The sequence below is a fragment of the Cupriavidus sp. USMAA2-4 genome (assembly GCF_001854305.1).
GTDB lineage: Bacteria > Pseudomonadota > Gammaproteobacteria > Burkholderiales > Burkholderiaceae > Cupriavidus > Cupriavidus malaysiensis.
In genome coordinates, this window is the sequence record NZ_CP017749.1 from 1,940,354 (window position 1) to 1,959,692 (window position 19,339).

At 70.9% G+C, this 19,339-nt stretch carries 12 protein-coding genes; 8 read left to right on the forward strand and 4 right to left on the reverse strand.

Annotated features, from left to right (window positions below):
* Positions 1-200 precede the first annotated feature (200 nt).
* Complete coding sequence (locus BKK79_RS28635; RefSeq protein ID WP_071039509.1) at positions 201-2,633, reverse strand: mechanosensitive ion channel family protein; 2,433 nt, start codon at positions 2,631-2,633, stop codon at positions 201-203.
* 319 nt (positions 2,634-2,952) lie between these two features.
* On the opposite strand from BKK79_RS28635, the gene BKK79_RS28640 reads away from it, so the two are divergent.
* The 5 genes from BKK79_RS28640 to BKK79_RS28660 all read left to right on the forward strand — a co-directional run bounded on the left by BKK79_RS28640 (position 2,953) and on the right by BKK79_RS28660 (position 8,698).
* Complete coding sequence (locus BKK79_RS28640) at positions 2,953-3,486, forward strand: DUF3761 domain-containing protein (RefSeq protein WP_157128545.1); 534 nt, start codon at positions 2,953-2,955, stop codon at positions 3,484-3,486.
* Positions 3,487-3,669: 183 nt separating this feature from the next.
* Complete coding sequence (locus BKK79_RS28645) at positions 3,670-4,452, forward strand: SDR family NAD(P)-dependent oxidoreductase (protein ID WP_071016668.1); 783 nt, start codon at positions 3,670-3,672, stop codon at positions 4,450-4,452.
* A 77-nt stretch (positions 4,453-4,529) separates the two neighbouring features.
* A complete protein-coding gene (locus BKK79_RS28650) occupies positions 4,530-6,107 on the forward strand; it encodes a fatty acid--CoA ligase (RefSeq protein ID WP_071016666.1) in 1,578 nt (525 codons plus the stop codon).
* Positions 6,108-7,644: 1,537 nt separating this feature from the next.
* The gene (locus BKK79_RS41715) at positions 7,645-8,361 is read left to right on the forward strand and encodes a helix-turn-helix transcriptional regulator (protein WP_071016664.1); all 717 of its coding nucleotides are present in this window, start codon (positions 7,645-7,647) and stop codon (positions 8,359-8,361) included.
* A 64-nt stretch (positions 8,362-8,425) separates the two neighbouring features.
* Complete coding sequence (locus BKK79_RS28660) at positions 8,426-8,698, forward strand: DUF7696 family protein (RefSeq protein ID WP_071016662.1); 273 nt, start codon at positions 8,426-8,428, stop codon at positions 8,696-8,698.
* A 73-nt stretch (positions 8,699-8,771) separates the two neighbouring features.
* Here the strand turns inward: BKK79_RS28660 and BKK79_RS28665 are convergent, their stop codons facing one another.
* Together BKK79_RS28665 and BKK79_RS28670 are read right to left on the reverse strand one after the other, a co-directional pair.
* Positions 8,772-10,007 carry an acyl-CoA dehydrogenase family protein gene (locus tag BKK79_RS28665; protein ID WP_071039510.1) on the reverse strand — a complete coding sequence of 412 codons (1,236 nt, stop codon included), beginning with the start codon at positions 10,005-10,007 and terminating at the stop codon, positions 8,772-8,774.
* Positions 10,008-10,124: 117 nt separating this feature from the next.
* The gene (locus BKK79_RS28670; protein WP_071016659.1) at positions 10,125-11,291 is read right to left on the reverse strand and encodes an acyl-CoA dehydrogenase family protein; all 1,167 of its coding nucleotides are present in this window, start codon (positions 11,289-11,291) and stop codon (positions 10,125-10,127) included.
* A gap of 249 nt (positions 11,292-11,540) precedes the next feature.
* Here BKK79_RS28670 and BKK79_RS28675 point away from each other — a divergent pair, with 249 nt between their 5' ends.
* From BKK79_RS28675 to BKK79_RS28685, 3 genes are all read left to right on the forward strand, one after another.
* Positions 11,541-13,085, forward strand: coding sequence for an AMP-binding protein (locus tag BKK79_RS28675; RefSeq protein WP_071039511.1), 1,545 nt, complete (start codon positions 11,541-11,543; stop codon positions 13,083-13,085).
* A 202-nt stretch (positions 13,086-13,287) separates the two neighbouring features.
* Positions 13,288-16,074, forward strand: a complete 2,787-nt coding sequence (locus BKK79_RS28680) for a LuxR C-terminal-related transcriptional regulator (RefSeq protein WP_071039512.1) — start codon at positions 13,288-13,290, stop codon at positions 16,072-16,074.
* Between the two features lie 305 nt (positions 16,075-16,379).
* Positions 16,380-18,509, forward strand: coding sequence for a hypothetical protein (locus tag BKK79_RS28685; RefSeq protein ID WP_071039513.1), 2,130 nt, complete (start codon positions 16,380-16,382; stop codon positions 18,507-18,509).
* Between the two features lie 100 nt (positions 18,510-18,609).
* On the opposite strand, the gene BKK79_RS28690 is transcribed toward BKK79_RS28685, so the two are convergent.
* Complete coding sequence (locus tag BKK79_RS28690; RefSeq protein WP_071016652.1) at positions 18,610-19,281, reverse strand: nitroreductase family protein; 672 nt, start codon at positions 19,279-19,281, stop codon at positions 18,610-18,612.
* Positions 19,282-19,339: the final 58 nt, after the last annotated feature.

Below are 19,339 nucleotides of genomic sequence, written 5' to 3' on the forward strand. Positions count from 1 at the left end.
CGTTGGTAACCGGCACACCTTCCTCGAATCGGGGGGCGGGAAGGGTGCACCGGTCCGGTGCCGTGCGCCGTCCCCGCGGCGCCCGGCCATGTTAGCGTCGACTATCCGATTCCTCAAATTGTTTCGCGAGCCGGGCGGAGGTGGCTATGGCGTACCGGCAACAGTGGGGCGGGGCAGGGTGCACGCGTGAGAGCCTTTCGTCATATTTTCGACGCACCCCGAACTTTGGCTGCCTTGCCGCGTGCCGCAGCACCGGTCGCAGCATCGGTCGCAGCATCGGTCGTCGCAGCGGTCCCAGTATCCCTTGCCGCCGGCGCGGGCTGCGTCGCCCGGGCGGCCTTGGTCTGCGGCGCCTCCTGTGGGGCCTCCTGTGGAGCCTCCTGTGGCGCGGCACCGTCTCCGGCCGGCGTGGCCATGCGTACCACCATCTGCTGCGTGGCCAGGCCGATGCCGTTCTCATCGAACTTCCGCTTGAGGCGGGCATTGAAGGCGCGCGTGACCTCCGACTGCATCAGCGGCTGTGTCTTGAACTGGGCCAGCACCACCGGACCATTCGGCCCGAGCTGGTCCAGGCCGAGCACGTCCAGGCCGGACAGGAGCTTGCGCGAGTGCCGGTACTCGCGGGCCACTTCGGCGCCGGCCTCCCGGATCAGCTGCAGCGCGCGGTCGAGGTCGCTGTCCGGGGCGATGCCGATACTCATCACGGCGTAGGCGTAGCCGCGCGACAGGTTCTTGATGGCCTTGATCTGGCTGTAGGGCAGCACGTGTACGGCGCCCTTGCCGTCGCGCAGCTTGACGGTGCGGATGGTCATGGCTTCGACCGCGCCCGCGTGGTCGGGCAGCTCGATCGAGTCACCGATGGCGATGGAGTCCTCGATGACGATGAACAGGCCGGTGATCAGGTCCTGCACCAGGCTCTGCGCGCCGAAGCCGATCGCCAGGCCGACCACGCCGGCGCCGGCCAGCAGCGGCGTGACGTTGACGCCCAGGTTGGCCAGCACGGCGATCAGGGCGACCGTCAGCAGCATCACCAGCAGCGCGTTGCGCACCAGCGGCAGGATGGTCTTGGCGCGCAGGCTGGGCTGCGCGCCACGGCCGTGCGTGGGAGACAGCAGCTGGGTGGTGGCGGTGTCGATCAGCAGCCAGAGCAGCCAGGTCAGCAGCACGGTACCGGTCACGCTGGCCACCGCTTCGCCGATGCGCCGGCCCAGCGGCGAAGCGCGCATCAGGTCCAGCGCCGAGACGTCCCAGACGCGGCCGGCCAGCTCGATGAAGCCACACCAGATCAGCAGCCGCACCAGGGTCAGCGCGAACTTGCCGAAACGGGCCAGGTAGGCCGAGCGCCGCCGGTCGCGGATGCGCGGCGCGCGGTGCGCGGCCTTGGGCGAGCGGCCGCTGACCAGGGTCAGCAGCAGGGCGGCCACGAACAACGCCACCGACGCCACCGTGCGGCGCAGGAATTCGTCGGCATGGCCGCTGGCGAGCACGGTGCCGAACACCGAAGCGACCACCACCGCGAGCACCGGCACGTGCCAGGCGCTGCCGGCGATGCGCAGCAGGTCGACCACGGCCGGGTGGTCCTGGCGGAAGGCCAGCGGCCGGTGGCTGATCAGTTGGCCGACCGGGCGCCGGAAACGCAGGCTGAAGTAGCCGATCAGCAGCGCCGCCGCGATGTTCGCCGTGGTGCCCAGCAGGGCGGCCAGGTTGATGCCCAGCGCGTTGATCACGCGGCCGTCGGTGGCGGCATCGCCCAGCGCCGCCAGCGCGCCGCAGGGGTACAGCAGGCGTGGCGCGTGCACCAGCAGGTCGCGGATCGCGTGGTTGCGGTGGGCGGTGCGGAACACGGTGAAGATCACCTGGCAGGTGGCCGACAGCACCGCGCCGGCGAGAATGCTGTAGGCCACCAGCAGCGCCGCCACGCTGGCCGGGGAACGGGCGAAGGCGCGATAGGCCAGCAGGAAGGTCAGCACGAAGGCCGCCACCCACGGGCCGATGCGGCGCAGCATGTAGAAGCTGACATCGAGCCAGGAGGGAAGCGCCGGCAGCTGGGCATGCGCCGCGGGGCCGAGCCGCCGGTCGCGCAGGCGCCGCGCCAGCTCCCACAGCAGCCAGCCGGTCAGCGCCCAGGCGGCGATGACCAGGCTGAACTCGCGCAGCGAGTCGAGCGCGCTGCGCGTGCCGTGCGCGGTCACCGCCGCCTGCCATTCCTCGGCGGCGAAGCCGAGGCGCCAGGTCCAGTAGTGCCAGGGCCCGCGATCGTTGACGCGCAGCCGGGCGTCGACGTGGTCCATGGCCTCGGCCAGTGCGCCGATCAGGCCGGCCCCGGCCGGCTGCGCGGCGCTGGCCGGCACGGCCGATGCCGCCAGTCCTTTGCGCACGGCTTGCAACTGGCCGACCAGGGCCTCGCGCTGCTTGTCGTTCTGCAGCGTGCCGATCACCTGATCCAGCGATTGCGCCAGTGCCTCGCTGGCGGGCGCGGCGGGCTGCGACGCGGCCGGGACGGCGGTGCCGGTCAGTGCCGCCAGCGTCGGCGGTGCGGCCGTGGCCGGCAGGGGCAGGCAGGCGAACAGGGCCAGCGTGGCCAGCAGGGAGATCGCGCGACAGGACAGGAGAGACGACAGGAGTTTCCGCATGAGGTATGGCGTATCGGCGCCCGTGGCCGTGGTGGAGGTTATCCAGCACCCGGCACGGGCATCTCCGTCACTGTAGCGCAGGAAGCGGCGCGCGTCGGCGCAGGGACCGCATGACGCACATTGTCCCCGTCCTCGCGGCTTTCTCGCCCCTCCGGGCGCGACAACGTCAACGGCAGTCGCCCGCGCGCCGTTCTCGCCATGGGAGGCGCGCCCCGGCACGCGCCTGCCGGCGTGCGGCGCGCCGCTTCGCGGCGGTCCCGCATTCGCCCAGGTGCAGTCGTGTCCGGCTCAACCGTAGCCCACTGCAGGAGTTCCCCCTATGCGCCAAGCGTCTTCCGCCCAGCGACCCGCTGGCTCTCCACGATCCTGGTACCGCGCCGGCCTGCTGGCCGCGCTGCTGTTCGCCGCCGCAGGCGGCCAGGCCGTCCTGGCGCAGGGCGCCCCGGCGGCCGGCCAGGCCCCGACCGGTACCTGCAAGGACGGTTCCAGCTATTACGGCGCCAGCAAGCATGGTGCCTGCGCGCACCACGGTGGCGTGAAGGACTGGTACGGCGCCAGCGCGCCGAAGGCCAGTGGCGCCGCACCGGCTCCGGCGGCTGCAGCACCCGCCGCACCGGCGGCGCCCGCACCGGCCGCTGCCGCTCCGGCTCCCGCAGCCAAGCCGGCAGCCAAGGCCATGCCGGCGGCGGCCCCCGGCGGCGGCCCCGGCCAGGTCTGGGCCAACACCGATTCCAAGGTGTATCACTGCCCGGGCACCAAGTGGTACGGCAGGACCAAGCACGGGCAGTACATGAGCGAGTCGCAGGCGACCTCGCAGGGCTTCAAGGCCGATCACGGCAAGGCCTGCGGCTGACGCGCGCGACGGCGCGGCGGTGCCGCGCCGCGCGGGCTTCCCGCATTCGTCGCTTCCGACGATGCGGGCAATGCGCCGATCCCCGAATCTCCATACCAGTCCGGCAGCGGCGTCCATGGCGGCGGCTGCCGGCTCCTACAACACCGGCGGCACGCCAGCGGCGTGCCGCCCCCTGGAGACGGTATGGAACTCAATGCATCGGTGTCCGCGGTGGTGACCGGCGGTGCCTCCGGCCTGGGCGAAGCGACCGCGCGCGCGCTGGCCGCGCACGGCGTGCGCGTGGCCCTGTTCGACCTGAACGCGGAGAAGGGCGAGGCAGTGGCGCGTGAGCTCGGCGGCGTGTTCTGCCGCGTCGATGTCACCTCGGAAGAACAGGTCGAGGCAGGCTTCGCCAAGGCACGCGCGGCCATCGGCCAGGAGCGCATCCTGGTCAACTGCGCGGGTACCGGCAACGCCTTCAAGACCGCCTCGCGCGCCAAGGAAGCGCCCGACCAGATCAAGTTCTTCCCCTCGGACGCCTTCGAGCGCATCATCCAGATCAACCTGATCGGCACCTTCCGCTGCATCGCCCGCTCCGCCGCCGGCATGCTGACGCTGGACGCGCGCGGCGACGACCGCGGCGTGATCATCAACACCGCCTCGGTGGCGGCCCAGGACGGCCAGATCGGGCAGGCCGCCTACTCCGCCTCGAAGGCCGGCGTGGTCGGCATGACGCTGCCGATCGCGCGCGATCTCTCCGGCGAAGGCATCCGTGTCAACACCATCCTGCCGGGCATCTTCAACACGCCGCTGCTGCAGGGCGCGCCGGAGAACGTCAAGGCCGCGCTGGCCGCCTCGGTGCCGTACCCCAAGCGCCTGGGCCAGCCGGAAGAGTTCGCCTCGCTGGCGGTCGAGATGTGCCGCAACGGCTATTTCAACGGGGAAGCAGTGCGGCTGGACGGCGCCATCCGCATGGCGCCGCGCTGAGCGCGATCCGTGGCACGGCGGGGCGGCGCTCCGCCGCAGCCTGCGCGCGGCCCGCGCGCACAGCAAGGGAGACCCGGATGGACTACAACTACCTGGCGACGCTGCCGGCGGCGGTGCGCCATTTCGCCCGCACGCGCGGCGCGGCGGTCGCCTATGACTTCGAAGGCCGCCACACCACCTATACGGAGCTCGACCGCCACACCGATCAGGTCGCGCGCGCGCTGCAGGCAGACGGCGTGCGCGCGGGAGACCGCATCGCCTATGTCGGCAAGAACAGCGACCACTACTTCGAGCTGCTGCTGGGCGCGGGCAAGCTCGGCGCCGTCATGGTGCCGGTGAGCTGGCGCCTGGCGCCGCCCGAGGTGGCCTTCATCGCCGGCCACTGCGACGCGGCGATGCTGTTCGCGGGCCCCGAATCCTCGGCGCTGGTGCGCGAACTGCTGCCCGGCCTGCCGCTGGTGCGCAAGGTGTTCGCCATGGAAGGCGGCGAGCCCGGGTGGGCGGACTACGCCGGCTGGCGCGACGCGCAGCCCGCCGACCCGCTCGCGCACGAGGCGGCGCCGCATGACGTGGTGCTGCAGCTCTATACCTCGGGTACCACGGGGCGGCCCAAGGGGGCGATGCTGACGCACCGCAACCTCACCGCCGGCACTCTTGCCAGCGAGATGGAGAACATCCCGTGGTCGCGCTGGAGCGCCGACGATGTCTCGCTGGTGGCGATGCCGGTCGCGCATATCGGCGGCTCTGGCTGGGGGCTGCGCAACCTGCTGTCCGGCGCCAAGGGTGTGATCGCGCGCGAGTTCGACCCGCGTGCGGTGCTCGACTTCATCGAGCGCGACCGCGTCAGCAAGCTGTTCCTGGTGCCCGCCGCCATGCAGATCGTGCTGCGCGATCCGCGCGCGCGGCAGGTCGACTACTCGCGCCTGAAGTACCTGCTGTACGGCGCCGCGCCCATTCCCGCCGCGCTGCTGCGCGAGGGTCTCGAAGTATTCGGCTGCGGCTTCGTGCAGCAGTACGGCATGACCGAGACCACCGGTACGGTGGTGGCCCTGCCACCCGAGGACCACACCACGGAAGACGTGCCGCGCATGCGCGCCGCCGGCAAGCCGCTGCCGGGCTCCGAGGTGGTGGTGGTCGACTGGGAAGGCCGGCATCTTGCGCCGGGCGAGGTCGGAGAACTGATGATCCGCTCGCCGCAGAACATGGCTGGCTACTGGAAACAGCCCGACGAAACCGCGCGCACCATCGACGCCGACGGCTGGCTGCGCACCGGCGATGCCGGCTACCTCGATGCCGATGGCTACGTCTATATCCACGACCGGGTCAAGGACATGATCATCAGCGGGGGCGAGAACGTGTACCCCGCCGAGGTCGAGAGTGCCATCTACGGCCATCCGCAGGTGGCCGACGTGGCCGTGATCGGCGTGCCCGACGAGAAATGGGGCGAGGCGGTCAAGGCCATCGTGGTGCCGCGTCCCGGCGTGGAGCCGGATCGCGATGCCATTATCGCTTGGGCGCGCCAGCGCCTGGCTGGCTTCAAGATCCCCAAGACCATCGAGTTCGTCGATGCGCTGCCGCGCAATCCGTCTGGCAAGCTGCTGCGGCGCAAGTTGCGCGAGCCCTATTGGGAAGGGCTGTCACGGCGCGTCAACTGAGGCGCGATCCGAGGTCGGATGCCACGTGGTGCCTGCCGGTGGGGCGAGGCAACGGCCTGTTTCGACTCCCCTGCGGGGAGCCGGCCAACCGTCGTAACTTGGCGCTTGTCGCGTGGGTTCGAGCGGTGCCGGGTCGCGAGGCAACGACCTGTTTCGACTCCCCCTGCGGGGGAGCCGACCTACTTTCTTGATCTTGCCCAAGAAAGTAGGCAAAGAAGGCGCGCCGGGTGCGGCTTAAAACCCCCTCGCGTGCTGAGGCAAAGAGCGGCCGGGCCCCAACTCGGATCGCCTTAAGGCGATCCTCAGACAGGGGGCCCTCTTTTCCGCTCTTTGCCTCAGCACGCGAGGCGCCGCACACGGCAGGGAACAGATGCCACGCCTCGCTGCGCTTCGGGTGGGCTGTGTTCGGCCAGCTTGCTGGCCGCACACCAATGCACGCGTGACTCGATGCCTTGTCGCTTGTCTTCGGGCGGTGTTGGTTTGCGAGGCAACGGCCTGTTTCGACTCCCCCTGCGGGGGAGCCGACCTACTTTCTTGGTCTTGCCCAAGAAAGTAGGCAAAGAAGGCGCGCCGGGTGCGGCTCAACCCCCCCTCGCGTGCTGAGGCAAAGAGCGGCCGGGCCCCAACTCGGATCGCCTTAAGGCGATCCTCAGACAGGGGGCCCTCTTTTCCGCTCTTTGCCTCAGCCCGCGAGGCGCCGCACACGGCAGGGAACAGACGCCACGCCTCGCTTCGCTTCGGGTGGGGGTGTTCGGCCAGCAGCTGGCCGAACACAAAGGCTCAGCAAACCTGGCCGTTATGCAAAAGCGAGCCCGCTCGCATACCAACGGTTGGCCTTTCCCTCCCGTGTGCGGCGCCTCGCGAATTAGCCCCGGCCGCCGATGAAGCCCGTCCGCTGTCTGAGCGGCCGCAGGCCGCGAGTTCGGACGGGCGCGGCGGCCGGGGCTAATTCGCGAGGGGGTTTCGCCGCACCCGGGTCGCCTTTCTTTGCCTACTTTCTTTGGCGAGACAAAGAAAGTAGGTCGGCTCCCCGCAGGGGAGTCGAAACAGGCCGTTGTCTCGCACACCGACACCGCCCGAAGACAAGCACCAAGACACGAGAGCCGAAACAGGCCGTTGTCTCGCACACCGACACCGCCCGAAGACAAGCACCAAGACACGAGAGCCGAAACAGGCCGTTGCCCCACACACCGACACCGCTCGAACCCACACGACAAGCGCCAAGCCACGAGAGCCAAAACACGCCATCGCCTCGCCCCCCGTAACGCGTCACGTAACCCGTAACATCCCCCCACCGCCAACAGGCAAGCAACGAGACGCCCGGACAACGAGGGGTTGCATGCCGCCAAGCCAGCCCCGGCGCGGCCCTCCGGCCATGCAAGCGACCCCGCGCAGGCACGCCGCCACGCCACGAGCGTTTGGGCATGAGGTTTGCAGAGAGAAGACGATGGCCGTGTTGCCGATGTCCTCACAGCCCAACCTGTACCGAGGGGTGAGCCATGCAAACGAGAATCGCTTGCGCAGATGGCGGTATGCCATGAATGCCCTGCTGCTGGAGTCCAGCCCGCTGCTGCGCATCGCCCTGCAACAGATGCTGCTGGCGACGCCCGGCATCCAGCAGGTTCTCTGCGTGGAACTGGTCGACCTGCTCGGCGGCTATACCGCCCCCCGCGACGAGGTGATGCTGGTGCTCGGCGTGGCGCGCTGGGATCCCCGGGGCGAAGAGATGTTCAAGCTGATCTGCCGCATCATCGGCGCCCGCCATGTGCTGCTGCTGGCCGATCTGTCCTCGCCGGGCCAGATGCCGGCCGCGCCGGTGGCCGGCCGCTTGTCGTGGGCGGCCCGCTCGGCCGAGCCCGCCGTGATCGAGGTCGCGATCCAGCGCTGTCTCGCCGGCGTGCTCGGCCAGGGCGGTGCCCGCGGCGCCCCGGATGCGGCGCGCGAAGTCGACGATGCGGACGGAAGTGCCGATGCCGGACAAGGTGCGGGCAAGGACCGGCGCTGGATCATCGCCGAAGCGCACCGGCTGCAGCTGACGGTCCGTCAGTACGAGGTCCTGGTGCTGCTGTCGCGCGGGTATCCGCTCAAGACCATCAGCCGCATGCTCAATATCTCGATGGCGACCGTGAAGACCCATGCACGCATGGTCTACCGCCGCCTGCGCGCGCGCAACAAGGGCGAGGCCGTGTACGCCGCGCGCAGGCTGGGATCCAGGCTGTTGCTGGCCGAGGCGTCGGCGGTGCCGGGGGCATGAGCAGGGGCAGGCGGCCGCGGGGCACGCAGGTGGAACGGAAGACATGACGCAGAGGGAGGGAACCATGCAAGGCAGGACACCAGGACAAGGCCCGGGCCAGGCGGATATCACGGCCACCATCGACCGCGTGCTGCTGGGCCGGCGCAGCCAGTTCGCCGGGCAGCCGGCGGCCTGGCAGCTCCTGTGCGAAGCCGCTCACGTGGCCACGCTGGAGGAGCCGGCGCGCACCGCCTTCGTCGAACGGGTGGCCGAGCAGCGCGGCGCGGACATCGCGCTGCGCCTGCGGCTGAAGGCGGATGCCCTGCGCGCCGATGCCCTCGAGGCCTGCGGCGCCTGAGGGGGACGCCTGAGGGGGGCGAGGGGGGCGCCGAGATGGGGGAGGAGGGCAGGCCGGCAGCGCCGGCCCGCCTTCACAGCCCGAGCACGAGCTTGGCGATGATATTGCGCTGGATCTCGTTGGAGCCTGCGTAGATCGAGGCCTTGCGATAGTTGAAGTAGCGCGGCGCGACCGGCCCGGCGTAGTCCGGTCCGACGCGCGGGGCCGCCGGGCGGCCCTGCACCTCGGCCCAGGTGTCCTGCACGAAGGGCAGCGCATCGGGGCCGGCGGCCTCGACGGCCAGTTCGCTGATGGCCTGCAGCGTATCGGTGCCGACCAGTTTGAGCATGCTGGAGGCGGCGCCGATCGAAGTGCCCGAGGCCACGCCGGAGAAGATGCGCAGCTCCACTGCCTCGAGCGCGGCGGCGCGCAGGTGCAGCTCGGCCAGCTTGCGGCGGAAGGCGGGATCGTCCAGCACGGTGCCGCCGCCGTCGCCCGGCTGGTCGGCGGCGATGCGGGCGACCTTGCCGAGCTGCTGGCGCAGCGTCGGCGCATGGCTGCCGCCGCGCTCGAATTCGAGCAGGTACTTGGCGTAGGTCCAGCCCATGCCTTCCTCGCCGATGCGGTTCTCCACCGGCACGCGCACGTTCTCGAAGAAGACCTGGTTGACCTCCTGCTGGCCCGGCACCGGCCCGTCCAGCGTCGGCAGCGGCGACACCGTGATGCCGGGCGTGCGCATGTCGACCAGCACGAAGCTGATGCCGTCCTGGCGCCGTGCCTCGCGGCCGGTGCGCACCAGGCAGAACATCCAGTCGGCCCACTGCGCGTGCGTGGTCCAGATCTTGGAGCCGTTCAGCACGTAGTGCTCGCCCTGCGCATCGCGGCCGTGGTCGGCGCGCATCTGCAGCGAGGCCAGGTCCGAGCCCGAATTGGGTTCCGAGTAGCCCTGGCACCACCACACGTCCGAGCTCAGGATGGGCGGCAGGAAGCGCGCCTTCTGTTCGGGCGTGCCGAACTTCATGATCACCGGCGCCACCATCTTCAGGCCCATCGGCGATACCGTCGGGCAGCCCGCCGCGGCGGTCTCCGCCTGGAAGATGTAGCGCTGCGCCGGCGTCCAGCCGGGGCCGCCGTATTCGCGCGGCCAGTTCGGCGCGGCCCAGCCGCGCGCGTGCAGCTTCTTCTGCCAGCGCACCTGCCCGGCCTTGTCGAGATAGCCGTTCTTCGACTGGGCCATCAGGGTCTTGAGTTCATCGTCGTAGGCGTCGTCGATCCAGGCGCGCACTTCGTCGCGGAACTGCAGCTCTTCGGCGGAGAATTCGAGTTGCATGGTCAGGCCTCGTTCGGTTCTGGCGGATGGGGCCGGTCGTGTCCGGCCTCATCCGGTGGTATGCGGTGCGGTCGGGCCGCGCCCAGGCAGACGCCCAGGCAGACGCCCAGGCGGCGTTCAGGCAGCGTGCGCCAGGCCGGTCGCGCCGGCGGGATAGAGCAGGTCGGCGTAGCGGCGCAGGTGGTGTTCGGCCGAGCCATGCTGCAGGTCGATCGCGGTGACGCGCTTGAAGTAGTGCCCCACCGCCAGTTCCTCGGTGACGCCCATGCCGCCATGGATCTGCACCGCGGCCTGGCCGACGAACTTGCCGCCCAGGCCGGCCTGGGCCTTGGCCGCGCTGGCCGCCAGCGCGCGCTCGCGTGGCGAGGCGCCGGCCTGCATCGCGGCCACCAGGCTCAGCGCCGAGGCCTGCTCGGCCTGCACGTACATATCGGCCATGCGGTGCTGCAGCGCCTGGAAGGTGCCGATCGGCACGCCGAACTGCTTGCGCTGGCGCGCGTAGTCCACGGTGTCGGCGAGCATGCGCTGCATGGCGCCGGCGGCCTCCGCGGCCAGCGCGGCCAGCGCCTGGTCGTTCAGGTGCTCGACCAGCGCGAAGGCGGCGCCGGCTTCGCCGATGACGTCGGCGGCGCCGACCTCGACCTGGTCGAGGTCGAGCTCGGCGGCGCGGGCGCCGTCGATGGTCGGGTACTCGCGCAGGCTCAGGCCGCGCGCTTCGCGCGGAATCCAGAACAGGCTGATGCCGTCGCTATCGCGGCGCGCGCCGGCGCTGCGTGCGCTGACGACGAAATGGGTGGCCCAGGGCGCGGCCACCACGCCGCGCTTGCGGCCGGACAGGCGCCAGCCCTGGCCCTGCCGTTCGGCGCGGGTCTGCACGTCGCTCAGGCAGTAGCGGCCGGCCGGCTCGGCGTGGGCCCAGGCGGCCACCGCCTCGCCGCCGATCAGCGCCGGCACCCAGGCCTGCGCCAGCGCCGGACTGCCTTCGGCCAGTGCGCCCGCGCCCAGCACGATGCTGGACAGGTAGGGCTCGACCACCAGGTGGCGGCCGAACAGCTCCATCACGATCGCATGTTCCACGGCGCCGCCGCCCAGGCCGCCGAAGCGCTCCGGCAGCCCGGCGCCCAGCAGCCCGAGCTGGCTGGCGAGCGCCTTCCAGATGGCCGGCCGCCAGCCGGCGGCCGAATGCACGCCGGCCTGGCGCGCCTCGAAGTCATAGTGGTCGGCCAGGAAGCGCGCCAGCGTGTCGCGCAGCATCGCCTGTTCTTCGCTGAATTGGAAATCCACCGCTGTCCTCCACGGGTTGGGCGCGGCACTCGGGCATGCCGCGGCATCCGGCCATTATCCCGGTGCGGCGGCGGCCCGCATCGTCGGTTGCGACGAATCCCGGCCGGCGCGGCGCGCCCGGCGGCCGCGCATGGCGCGGCGCAGCATCGGCGCGATCGTCGCTTCCGACGATGCCGGCGCCGGGGTGCGCTGCCGAGAATGCCCGCAACGGCCGTCGCGGCCCGCCAGACCTAGCCGAGGAGAGGTTCCATGCATCCGTATGTCCATGCGCAGCGCAGCCCGGAGAAACCGGCGGTGATCATGTCGTCCGGCGCCACCGTCACCTACCGGGAGCTCGACGAACGTTCCAACCAGGTGGCCCGGCTGTTGCGCGACCTCGGGCTGCGCCCGGGCGACCGCGTGGCGTTCCTGATGGAGAACCACCCGCGCCTGTTCGAACTGTGCTGGGGCGCGCAGCGTTCGGGCATCATCTACGTCTGCATCAGCACGCGCCTGACCGCCGCCGAGGCCGCCTACATCGTGCAGGACAGCGGGGCGCAGCTGCTGGTGACCACCCATGCCCAGGCCGCCACCGCGCGCGAGCTCGCCACGCGCCTGCCCGGCCTGCGCGCGCTGCTGATGATGGACGGCACCATCGACGGCTACGACGCCTACGAGACCACGCTGGCACAGTACCCGGCCTGGCGCATCGAGGACGAGACCACCGGCGGCGACATGCTCTATTCGTCCGGCACCACGGGCCGGCCCAAGGGCGTGTTCTCGCCGCCCGCCGATCCCCGCATCGATGCCCCGACCTCGCTGGTCGAGCTGTGCCGCGGCCGCTACGGCTTCAGCGCCGACTCGCGCTACCTGTCGCCGGCGCCGCTGTACCATGCGGCGCCGCTGCGCTACAACCTGGCGGTGCAGGCGCTGGGCGGCACCTCGGTGGTGATGGATCATTTCGATGCCGAGCAGTACCTGCAGCTGGTGCAGGCGCACCGCATCACCCACACCCAGCTGGTACCGACCATGTTCTCGCGGATGCTGAAGCTGCCGCAGGCGGCGCGCGAGCGCTACGACCTGTCCTCGCTGCGCTTCGCCGTGCATGCCGCCGCGCCGTGCCCGGTGCAGGTCAAGGAGCAGATGATCGGCTGGTGGGGTCCGATCATCTGGGAGTACTACGCCGGCACCGAAGGCAACGGCTCGACCTCGGTCGACTCGCAGGAGTGGATGGCACGCAAGGGCACCGTGGGTCGCGCGTCGATCGGCACGCTGCGCATCTGCGACGACGGCGGCGAGGTGCTGCCGCCCGGCGAGCCGGGCATCATCTACTTCGCCGACGGGCGCAGCTTCCAGTACCACAACGACCCGGACAAGACCGCGCAGGCGCGCCATCCGCACCAGGCCGGCTGGACCACGCTGGGCGACATCGGCTACCTCGACGCGGACGGCTACCTGTTCCTGACCGACCGCCAGGCCAATATGATCATCTCCGGCGGGGTCAATATCTACCCGCAGGAAGCGGAGAACCTGCTGATGACCCACCCCAAGGTGCTGGACGTCGCGGTCATCGGCGTGCCCAACGACGATTTCGGCGAGGAGGTCAAGGCGGTGGTGCAGCCGCTCGACATGGCGCAGGCCGGCCCGGCCCTGGCCGAGGAGCTGGTGGCCTTCTGCCGCGCGCAGCTGTCCGCCATCAAGTGCCCGCGTTCGGTGGACTTCGTGCCGGAACTGCCGCGCCTGCCCACCGGCAAGCTGCTCAAGCGCCTGCTGCGCGACCGCTACTGGGAGGGGCGCGGCAGCAAGCTGGTGTGAGCGCGGCCCGTGTCCGCTGCCTCGGGCGGATTTACGCCATAATCCTTGGTTCGACAAGATGGAAGCCGGCCGGCACAGGGCGGCCCTTCGGCCCTCCGGTCTTTCCCCGCGCAGGCCGGCATGCCCGGCCGCGCGATGAACTGACCCGACGAGATGGCACGGATGGCGCGGCAAGGCCGCGCGGCGACACGGCGAATGGCGCATGGCGAGTAGCGAGGAGACCAGTGGGCGCACGGCCCCGGACAGGAGTGGCGCAGCATTGCTGGCGAAGCTCCGTCCGCCCGTGCCGAGTCCATACCAGGTGCAGCGCGAGCGGATCTGCGAGTGCGTATGCGCGGCCGACTTCGTCAAGCTGGTACTGGTGCGGGCACCGGCCGGCTTCGGCAAGACCACGGCGATGCTGCAGTGCAGGGCGCGCCTGGAGGCGGGCGGGGTGCCCACTGCCTGGCTGACGCTCGATCGTGCCGACAACGACGTCGGCAGGTTCCTCGCCTCGCTCGAGGCCGCCTTCGACCAGATGCGGCGCGCCGCCGGCCGGCCGCGCGCGCGGACCGCCGCCGGGCGTTCGGCCGGCGAGCGCGCACTGGCCCTGATCGACCGCATGGCGGGGCTGGGCGGGAAGGATGGCCGTTTCGCATTGTTCCTGGACGACTTCGAGGCGATCCAGGATCCGGCCGTGACCGACCTGCTGTGGCAGCTGGTGGAAGCGCTGCCCCACGGCGCGCGCCTGGTGCTCGGCAGCCGCTGGGTGCCGCAGCGCGGCCTGGGGCGGCTGCGCGCGCGCGGCGAACTGCTGGAGATCGAACCGGCCGAGCTGCGCTTCACCGCCGCGGAAAGCGCCGCCTTCCTGGTGCGGGCGCGCGGCCTGGAGCTGCCGGCCGCGGCGGTGAACAGCCTGCACCGGCGCACGGAAGGCTGGGCCACGGCACTGTGGCTGGCCTCGGTGGCGCTGGAGCGGCGCCCGCACCCGGATGCCTTCATCGCCGGCTTCTCGGGTACCGACGCGGCCATCGCCGACTACCTGCTCGAAGACGTCTTCCTGCACCTGCCGCAGGCGGTGCGCGGCTTCCTGTTGCGCACGGCCGTCCTCGACGAGCTGAGTGCGCCGCTGTGCGATGCGCTGCGCGCGGCCGCCGGGGAGGCGCGAGACAGCGCCGAGATCCTGGCCTGGCTGGAGCGCGCCAACCTGTTCCTGATCCCGCTCGACGGTGCCCGCGAGGCAGCCGGCGGCCCTGCCGCCGTCGCGGGCGGACCCGCGCGCTGGTACCGCTACCACAGCCTGTTCTCGGATTTCCTGCGCGCGCAGCCGGCCGCTGCCGGGCCGGACCAGCTGCCGGCGATGCATCTGGCGGCTTCGCAATGGTTCGCCACGCAGGGCCGGCCGGTGCCCGCCATCGAGCATGCGCTGGCCGCCGGCGACAGCGGCCGCGCGCTGCCGCTGCTGCGCGACAATGTCGACGACCTGCTGGCGCAGGGCCGCATGCGCCTGCTGGCGCGCTGGCTGGGCTCGGTGCCAGCCGGCGGGCTGGCCGCATGGCCCAAGCTGCAGATCGCGCAGGTGTGGGCGGTGTCCTTCACGCGGGGGCCGTCCGATGCCATCGCGCTGCTGCAGGCCATCGACCCGGGCGCGTGCGAGCCCGAGGTGCAAGCCCACGTGCGCGCGCTGCGCCATATGCTGCTGCACATGATGGACCGCTTCGACGAGGCGCGCGCCGCCAGCCGCGACGATCCGCTGCCCCTGCCGATGGGCTATCCGTTTCCCGATTCCATCCTGGCCACCTCCATGGCACGGCTGGCCGCGGTCAGGGGCGACTACCGCGAGGCACGCCGCCTGCTGGCGCTGGCCCGCCAGGCGGTGCATGGTTCGGACAGCAACTTCAACAAGATCTTCTCGGAGTCGGTGGAGGGCCTGATCGACCTGCGGCAAGGGCGCCTGCAACAGGCGCTGGCGCGCTTCCGCGTGGCCGCCAGCACCATGCTGCCCAACCGCTACGGACCGACCAACGGCAATGCCATGGCCTGCCTGCTGCTGGCCGAGGCGCTTTACGAAAGCAACCACTGCGAGCGCGCCGAGCGCCTGCTCAACGTCTATGTGCCGCTGGCGCGCGACCTGGGCCTGCCCGATCAGATCATCTCCGGCCATATCGTGCTGGCGCGCATCGCCTTCGAGCGCGGCGAGGCCGACCAGGCCTACCAGTGGCTCGCCGGCCTGGAGCATCTCGGCCATCATCGCAGCCTGCCGCGCCTGGTGCAGAGCGCCTTGCTGGAGCGCGGCCGGCTGGCCCTGCTGCAAGGCAACCGGCATGCGGCGGCCGATGCGCTGCAGCGCGCCAGCGATCCGGACCTGTGGAAGACGCGCGCCGGCGTGACTTCATTCGCCAACGACGTGGAGAATGTCGCGCTGGCGCAGTTGCGCCTGGATCTCGCCAACGGGCCAGGGCCGGCCGCGCGCGAGGCCATCACGCGCGAGCTCGCCGCGGCCCGCCGCGGCGAGCTGATGCGGCGCGCGCTGAAGCTGCGCGTGCTGCAGGCCGTGGCGTGGGAGCGCGAGGGCGACGAGGCCAGGGCGCGCGAGGCGATGGCGGAGACGGTGCGCTTCTGTGCCACCGAAGGCTTCGTGCGCATCGTCGCCGACGAAGGCGAGGTGGCACGGCGTCTCGCCGCGCAGGCGGTGCAGGACGCCGGCGACACCTTGCCCGCCGCTTATGCCCAGCGCCTGCTGCAGGCCTGCGCGCCGGAGCGGTCCGCTGAGCAGGCGGCGGCCCCGCAGGCGGCGCCCACGCGTGCGGCGCTGCCCGAGCCGCTGACCCCCAAGGAGGAGAAGGTGCTGCACCTGCTTGCCGAGGGCTTCTCCAACGTGGCCATGGCCGAGCGCCTGTTCGTGTCCGAGACCACGGTGCGCACCCACCTGCGCAATATCAGCGCCAAGCTGCGCGCCAGCAACCGCACCCAGGCCGTGGCGATCGCGCGGCAGCTAGGGTTGCTGTAGTCCACGGAATCACGGAAACCGGCCGGAGCCGGCCGCGCCGTGCGGGCGCGCCGCGGGGCGAGGGCAAACGCTCGCCATCGTGCGCATTGCGCCTGGCGGCGCTTCCCGCATGGCATGTCCATCAGCTCTCGTTTCACTGATGTGATGCTTGCCATACATAAAAAGTGGCGCATACGACGCGACTTTCAAATATCACTCAAGGAGTCGCCTGCGCGCTCCGTAGACCGTCTTGTCCGGGGCGTTCGCGCGGCCGGATAGCGGAAATCAACAAGACGAGTGAAGAGCCAACTTCAGGGAGAAGTCCAGTGAGCAGACCTATTCAGAGCATCGGCGCCGCCTTGGGCGGCGCCGCGGTGCTGGCGCTGTCGGCATGCGGCGGCGATGGCGGCACCACCACCACCACGACCAGCGCTACGCCGGCGGCGGCGGCCACCTTGAGCGGTACCGCGGCCACCGGCAGCGCGCTGGCCAACGCGAACGTGGCGGTGACGGACAGCAGCGGCAATTCGCCCTGCCAGGAATCGAGCATCACCACCAGTGCCTTCGGTACCTACACCTGCACGCTCAAGGCGGGCGAAGCGGCGCCGTTCTTCATCGTCGTCACCGATCCCACCGGCAACACCCAGCCCCTGGTCAGCGTCAGCACCACCACGCCGGCTGCCGGCGCGGCGCTGACGGTCAACGCCACGCCGCTGACCACGGCGATCGCCGCCCAACTGGCGCCGGATGGCAATGCGCTCACCCTGGTCAGCGGCGGCACCGTGGATGCCGCGGCACTCAAGCAGACCATCGCCAACGTGGTGGCGCAGTTGAGCAGCGTGCTGGCCGCCATCGGCGCGCCGGCGGGCTACGATCCGTTCACCACCGCCATCACGGCCGCGACCGCCTCCGGCGCCGGCAACACGGCCGACCAGTTGCTCGACATCGTCAAGGTGGTCAAGGACCCGGCCACCGGCAAGGCCGCCCTGGCCACGGTGGACAATCCGACGCCGATCACCCTGGCCACCGCCACCAGCGCAGGCGGCACGCTGAGCGCGCCGGCCGCCGGCGTGGCCAGCCTCCCGCAGGCCATCCAGGCGGTCGCCCAGGCCCTGAGCAGCTGCTTCGCACTGCCGGCCAGCCAGCGCGTGCTGGCCACGGATACCACCATTCCCGCCGCGCAGGGCGGCCCTTCGGTGACATCCGTCGCCGGGGCCTGCCAGAACCTCACGGCATCGAGCAGCAATGCGGCTGGCGTGGATTTCCTGCACAACGGCTACCAGGCCGGCCAGTTCCTGTTCAACACGCTGACCGCCGACAGCATGACCGGGGCCCGTTTCGGCGTGCCCGAGGTGATGGCTTTCTATCCCGCCGCGAACTCCGCTTCCGGGCAGGACGAGGCCGTGCTGAACATCAAGTATGCCGATGGCAACGGCAATCCCGGCAACTTCATCACGCTGGCCCGCAGCATCCCCAACAGTGCCACCAGCGCGCATGCCAGCAATTGGTGGCTGACCGGCAACCAGCAACCGGTCGACGTCTCGCTCAAGACGCTGATCCGCCGCGTGCAGCAGCTCAATGCCAGCAACACGGGCAACTTCAGCCGCTTCCAGAGCGGCCTGCAGTTCTCGATCAATGCGATGGGGCCGGGCAGCGTGGATGGCAACGGCAACCCGCTCAACTTCGCGCGCGTGACCGGTCCGGGCCTGCCGTCGGGCGGCGTCGTGTACGTGGCGCCGGTCGCGGCAGAAAGCGGGCAGTCCTACATGGACGTCAGCAACACGAGCGGCGACATCACCGCGATCCTGTCCGCGCTGAGCGCCACGCCGCCGACGGCGCCGCTGCGCTGCGGCAACTCGCCGAGCGCCAGCCAGCCGTCCTACAACTGCCCCAACTTCTGGCTCTACCGTACCGCCGGCGTCAGCGGCGGCAGCGCCACCACGCTGGCGGCCAACCCGGCCAACAATTCGGGCATCACCGGCAATACCGTGTGGGCGCAGTCCGGCGACGGTTCCAACCCGGCGCTGGTGGTCAAGGGCACGCGCTACCAGGTCGAGCTGTTCTACGGCACCAGCGCCACGCCGACCTACACCTACAACAAGACCCTGCTGACCGACCTGGTGCAGGCCACGCAAGGCGTCAACCTGGCATGGAACACGCCGGGCAGCACGACGCTGGCGGCGCTCGACCCGGGCAACGGCGGCCTGAACGGTGCGCAGGCATCGCTGAGCGCGGACTGGGCGCAGAATGCCGCCGCCGAGCAGATCGGCAACGTGCAGGTGACGGTCGACACCAAGGGTAACTGGGGTGCTTCGACGCCGGTGCCGAAGGGGGCGACGTCCGTGGTGGTGAATGCCGCGGTGCCGGCCTTCACGACGACCACGACGCGCGGCTTCCTGTTCGGCTACCGCATGCTGGACAGCAGCAACAAGACCGCGGTGTACGAGTACAACTAAGTACCGTACCGTTGCGACGCCAGCCCGCACCGGGCTGGCGGGCAGGGCAGGGGCGGAACCGGCAACGGTTCCGCCCTTTGCCTTTTGCGGCCCGCGCCGCTCAGATGCCGAGGAACTCGGCGAACTCCTGCAGCGGCGCGCGCGCGGCGCGCAGGCGGTTGACCGGCGCGGCTTCGTTCTCGTAGCCGATCGACATACCGGTGAACAGCATGCGCTCCGGCGGCAGTGCGAGGAAGCCGGCGAGGGTCTCCGGATAGATCGCCCAGCATTCCTGCGCGCAGCTGTGCAGGCCCGCCTCGCGCAACAGCAGCATCACGGTCTGCAGGTACATGCCCAGGTCGGACCATTGCGGCGGCCCCATGCGGCGGTCCACGCTGCAGAACAGCGCCAGCGGCGCGCCGAAGAACTCGAAGTTGCGGCCGAACTGCGCCAGCCGGCCGCGCTTGTCCTCGCGCGCGATGCCGAGGCAGCGGTACATGTCCTCGCCCACCTCGAAGCGGCGCTCGCGGTAGGGCGAAACCAGCTCGGGCGGGTAGATGTCGTACTCGCGCCGTTCGCCGCCCGGCGCTGCCGCCACGCGCTCGCGCATGAGGCCCTTGAGCCGGTCGAGCGACTCGCCGCCCACCACGTGGACGTGCCAGGGCTGGAGGTTGCCGCCCGAGGGCGCGCGGGCGGCGCTGTCGAGCACGCGCCGGATCAGGGCGGGATCGACCGGGGTGGGCAGGAAGTCCCGCACCGATTTGCGGCTGTCCACCGCTTCGCTGACACGCATGGCCAGTTCTCCTTCGTTCTTGCTTGGCGGCGGGCCTGCCTTCCGCCCGCCGGTCTTC